The sequence below is a fragment of the Pseudomonas onubensis genome (assembly GCF_965653655.1).
In the GTDB taxonomy this organism is placed as follows: Bacteria; Pseudomonadota; Gammaproteobacteria; order Pseudomonadales; family Pseudomonadaceae; genus Aquipseudomonas.
The window spans coordinates 1-4394 of record NZ_CBFHAZ010000180.1 but is presented as its reverse complement, the minus strand read 5'-3'; the positions used below and the strand labels follow the sequence as shown (position 1 = coordinate 4394).

Genomic DNA, 4394 nt, shown 5'->3' with positions numbered 1-4394 from the left:
CGCGAATGCGGTGGGTCAGTGACAGATGAATTAACTGACACACCGCATTCGCGAGCAAGCCCGCTCCCACATTTAGACCCCGTTGAATCTGTTAGATAGGCTTTTGCCTTGCACTTGATCTGGCTCTTGCTTCAACCACTCAGGTCGGCTTTCAGGGCGCCGTTACCGCAGCAACGGATATGTACACCGACACACCGCCACAGCACGCAACCCAGTTCCCACCTGCTCAGATCGCAGCTAACGCAACCGAGGTGGCAGCCGTGCGAGTTTCTACGCCGAGCTTCACATACACATGCTCCAGGTGTTTGTTCACAGTGCGCGGGCTCAACCCCAGGATATCGCCAATATCCCGATTGGTTTTCCCACACGCCACCCAACGCAGCACCTCCACCTCACGCTCGGTCAACTGAAACCTGGCCGATAACAGCCGCTGCGCCGGTGCGTCCTCCAGGGTCAACATACTTGGTAGCGTCGCCGCACGGGCCGACAGCAGGATGCGCGACGTGCGCAAATGCGCCGCCACCCGCGCCAGCACTTCGTCGGTCTGGATCGGTTTGGTCACGTAATCACTGCCGCCCACCTCAAAGCCCTGCACCACATGCTTGCTGTCGGTCAGCCCGGTCATGAACACCACCGGAATATCCGCGCTCTCAGGTTGCGCCTTGAGCCGACGGCAGGTTTCGAAGCCATCCAGCCCAGGCATCATCGCATCCAGCAATATCAGGTCGGGCCGCCTGCGTTGCACACGGTTCAAGGCGCTGAGGCCGTCGAGGGCCACCAGCACCATGTAGCCGGCGTCGTCGAGGGCGTCCGAGAGCATGGCGAGGTTGTCGGGGGTGTCATCGACGATCAGCACCACGCCGGGTTCAGTGCTGCGGGTGGGCGCATTCATCTTCGGCCTCCTTAAGCGTTCGGTTGAGTTCATCCAGGCGGAAACCCTTGAGCAAACCACGCACTTTGCTGATGAAGGGCTCCACATCCGGGTTGCGTGCCAAAATAGTGTCGAGTTTTTCGTGCAGGCCGCGCACATAACCGATAGCACTGAGTTCGGCGAGCACGGCGAGGTCTTCGGGGCTGGGCAGCACGCTGTACCGTGCGGGTGCCGTGAAGGTCTTGGTGCGGCGCAGCCATTGCAGGTCCAGGTGCTGTTGCAGGCGCCCGAGCAGCTCCGGGGTGCGCACCGGTTTGGCCAGGTAGTCGTTGCACGCAGCGGCAATACTGCGTTCACGGTCGTCGGTAAAGGCGTTGGCCGAGATCACGATAATCGGCGCGGTGGACAGCGCATTGCGGCGGATCAAGCGGCTGGTCTCATAACCATCCAGGGTCGGCATCGACAGGTCCATCAGGATCAGGTCCGGTGTCATTAACGCCACCTGGCGGATCGCATCCTGGCCATTGCTTGCCTGGATCACTTCAAAGCCCAAGGGCGTGAGCAGGCCACTGAGCACTTTGCGATGATCCACATGGTCGTCTACCACCAGGATGCGTCGGCGTGCGCCCTGATAACCGACAATGTCATGCTCCACGTGCACCACCGCTTGCGGGGCGCGTACCTGGGATAGAAACAGGCGCACCTGGAAGCAGGTGCCCTTGTCCCGTTCACTGGTCACGCGCAACTCGCCGCCCATCAGCGCGGTGAGCATGCGCGTGATGGTCAGCCCCAGGCCCACGCCCTTGTCCTGGCGCATCAGGTCGCCGCGTTCGAACGGCTGGAAGATCCGTTCGATCTGCTCCGGGTCAATGCCGATACCGGTGTCGATGATTTCGAAGTTGGCGGTTTCGCGCATGTAGCTGACCCGCAGGCACACTTCGCCGCTGTCGGTGAAATTCACGGCGTTGCCGAGCAGGTTGATCAGGATCTGCCGCACGCGTTTTTCATCACCGCGCACCACCGCCGGGATCTTGCCCACGCAATCCAGGCGAAACCCCAGGCCTTTGTCCTGGGCCTGGGGCGTGAACATCTGTTCCAGGTCATGGATCAGCTCGGGGAAGGGGATTTCGGTGAGTTCCAGGCGCAGCTTGCCGGCCTCGATCTTGGCCACATCCAGCAAGCCATCGATCAGTGACACCAAGTGCGAACCGCTGCGCAGGATGGTTGCCAGGGCGTCTTGATGTTGTTCGGGCATGGCCGGGTCGCGCTGCAGAATCTGGGTGAAACCGAGGATGCTATTGAGCGGCGTGCGCAGTTCGTGGGACAAACCGGTGACATAGCGGCTCTTGGCCGCGTTGGCGGCTTCCGAGGCTTCCTTGGCCTGTTGCAGCGCCTGGTCGGTGAGGCTGTGGGCGTCGATTTCCTGCATCAGCAGCAGGGTCTGGCGGTCGGATTCTTCCTGGGCGACGCGCCGGCTTTCGCGGGTCAGCACCACCCACCAGGCGAGTACGGCGGCCAATACCGAAAGGGTCAGGAAGGCTTTGAAGAATGCCTGGTACAAGGTCTCGGAGTGCGGTAAGCCTTGTGCCGCCTGCACGTAGATCAACGCCAGTGCCCCCGCAAGCATCAGCACCAGCGCCAGCAACAACCCCAGGTAATGTGCCAGCCTTGTGTGCAAACGCGGCATCAAGGTGTTGGGCAGCAACCCGCGCAACAGGCTTTCAAACTGGTTGGCCAGCCGCCCATGGGGTTTGCAGCGGTCCCCGCAGCGCGCATCCAGCGAGCAGCACAACGAGCAGATTGGCGTGCTGTAGGCTGGACAGAACGCCATGTCGGCGGTTTCGAACGGGTTGCTGCACAGGCCGCAGACCGCGTGGGTTGCAGGCGCTACCGGGTGAATCAAATGCGCAGGGCTGGTGCGTGCGATGTAGTACTTGCCGCGCGTGAGCCACGCCAGCAGCGGCGCCATCACCAGCGCCGTGCCCAGTGCCACGAACGGCGGTGCAGCCTCGGCCAGCGCGCCGAACAGGCCGAAGTGGGCGAGGATCGACAGCAGCGACGCGATCAGCATCGAGCCGACGCCCACCGGGTTGATATCGTAGAGGTGCGCGCGTTTGAACTCGATGTGTTTGGGCGACAGGCCCAGCGGCTTGTTGATCACCAGGTCCGCCACCAACGTGCCGATCCAGGCAATCGCGATATTGGCGTACAGCCCCAGTACTTGATCGATCACATCGAACACGCCCAGCTCCATCAGCATCAGCGCGATGGCCACGTTAAACACCAGCCACACCACGCGGCCGGGGTGGCTGTGGGTGACGCGGGCGAAGAAGTTCGACCAGGCCAGGGAGCCGGCGTAGGCGTTGGTCAGGTTGATTTTCATCTGCGAGATGAACACGAACAACACCATGGCGCCGAGTGCCCATTCCGGCGAGCTGAACACGTAGCGGAATGCAACCAGGTACATCTGGGTCGGCTCGGCGGCGCGCTCCATCGGGATTTCATGTTGCAGGGCCAAGAACGCCAGGAACGCGCCGGCGAACATTTTCAATGCGCCGGGGATGATCCAGCCCGGGCCTGCGCAGAGCAGGGCGGCCCACCAGCGCTTGCGGTTGGCGGCGGTTTTTTCCGGCAGGAAGCGCAGGTAGTCGACCTGTTCGCCGATTTGCGTCACCAATGACAGCGCCACGGTGCAGGCCGCGCAGAACGCCAACAGGTTAAAACTGCCGCCATCGCCACTGCGCCCGACGAAGCTGGTCCAATCACTGAACGCATCGGGGTTTTTCCACCACACAAAGCCGTACGGCAGCACCAGCAACAGCAGCCAGATCGGCTGCGTCCACAGTTGCAGGCGGCTGATCAGGGTCACCCCATAGGCCACCAGCGGAATCACCAGCAGCGAACAGATCACGTAGGCGATGGCCAACGGAATATGAAAATACAGCTCCAGCGCCAGCGCCATGATCGCCGCTTCGAGGGCGAAGAACAGGAAGGTGAAACTGGCGTAGATCAGCGAGGTGATGGTTGAGCCGATATAGCCAAAGCCGGCGCCGCGGGTCAGCAGGTCCATGTCCACGCCGTAGCGCGCGGCGTAATAACTGATGGGCAGGCCGGTGAGGAAGATCACCAGGCTGATGGTCAGGATCGCCCAGAAGGTGTTGGTGAAACCGTAACTCAAGGACAGCACACCGCCGATGGCTTCCAGCGCCAGGAACGACACCGCGCCCAGGGCCGTGTTGGCAATGCGCAGTTCCGACCATTTGCGAAACGACTTGGGCGTGTAGCGCAGGGCATAGTCTTCCATGGTCTCGTCGGCGACCCACGTGTTGTAGTCGCGGCGGATCTTGATGATGCGCTGGGTGCCGGAAGGAGGGTGCACGGTGGGAGGCTCCGCAGAAGGGCTGAGGTGAAGTGAGCAAGTTCCATGCCCTCACAGGTGCCGCAGATCCAAATGTGGGAGCGGGCTTGCTCGCGAATGCGGTAGGTCATCTTGAACACCAGTGACTGATATACCGCATTCGCG

At 61.8% G+C, this 4394-nt stretch carries 2 protein-coding genes; both read right to left on the bottom strand.

Annotation, left to right across the window (positions count from 1 at the left end; genetic code table 11):
* Window positions 1-226: 226 nt before the first annotated feature.
* A complete protein-coding gene (locus ACTD9P_RS29275; protein ID WP_438870370.1) occupies window positions 227-892 on the bottom strand; it encodes a response regulator in 666 nt (221 codons plus the stop codon).
* Window positions 867-4250: an ATP-binding protein gene (locus ACTD9P_RS29270; RefSeq protein WP_438870369.1), complete on the bottom strand. Its 3384-nt coding sequence runs from the start codon at window positions 4248-4250 to the stop codon at window positions 867-869. Before ACTD9P_RS29270 ends, ACTD9P_RS29275 begins: the two co-directional genes overlap by 26 nt.
* Window positions 4251-4394: the final 144 nt, after the last annotated feature.